This is a genomic window from Marinobacter maroccanus (genome assembly GCF_002933275.1).
In the GTDB taxonomy this organism is placed as follows: Bacteria; Pseudomonadota; Gammaproteobacteria; order Pseudomonadales; family Oleiphilaceae; genus Marinobacter; species Marinobacter maroccanus.
Genome location: NZ_PSSX01000048.1, coordinates 1 through 586, shown reverse-complemented (window position 1 = coordinate 586; position 586 = coordinate 1). Strand labels below are relative to the sequence as shown.

Sequence of the window (586 nt, the reverse complement as noted above, 5' to 3'; positions counted from 1 at the left end):
CGCTCCGCTTGCCTCCTGTGCTCATGGTTCGGAATCAAGGGGCGGGCGTCCTCCCCCGACATCCTCACCACTCCGGATGCGCACTGTGGACCAGCCAGAGCCCGCCACAAGGCCAGGGGGCCTACGGCCCTGGCGCTGCGCGCCAGCCTTGTAACGGTCACTGTCCGGCCCCCTTTTCGTGCGCGAGTGGTGACGATGACGGGGGCGGACTCGAAGGCTTTTCAGGGGGTTGGTCCTGAGTGCCAAAGGTCGGGCAGCCAGCCTCCAGCCACGCAGTCAGGACGGAACCACCAAGGGTCCACAGGTCGGTGCCGCGCTGGATGGCTTCCTGTTGCAGCTGGAGGTAGATGGACGACGGGGCGCAGACGTAGAAACGGCGCTCTTTGTCTTCCACCTGGTCTTTTCGTGGGGGGATATGGCTCATGGTTGCGTCTCCGTGACGTTGGGAAGATCCAGGTGGCCGCAGTCCCAGGCGTCCCGCAGTTGGATAAGGCGGTCAAAGGCCGGGCTGTGATGGCCGCTGGCTTCCAGTTCGTGGATCAGGGCGTCGGTGAAGCCGGCTTTGCAGCGGGCCATGTAGTCGCAC

At 65.0% G+C, this 586-nt stretch carries 1 protein-coding gene; it reads right to left on the bottom strand.

The genetic code is table 11. The features are described 5' to 3' along the window. Positions 1–157: 157 nt before the first annotated feature. A complete protein-coding gene (locus tag KEHDKFFH_RS19975) occupies positions 158–424 on the bottom strand; it encodes a hypothetical protein (RefSeq protein ID WP_048496294.1) in 267 nt (88 codons plus the stop codon). Between the last annotated feature and the right edge of the window lie 162 nt (positions 425–586).

What these genes read in the sequence shown, in the direction of transcription:
- KEHDKFFH_RS19975 (WP_048496294.1), bottom strand. Translation starts at nt 424, where the DNA reads ATGAGCCATATCCCCCCACGAAAAGACCAGGTGGAAGACAAAGAGCGC.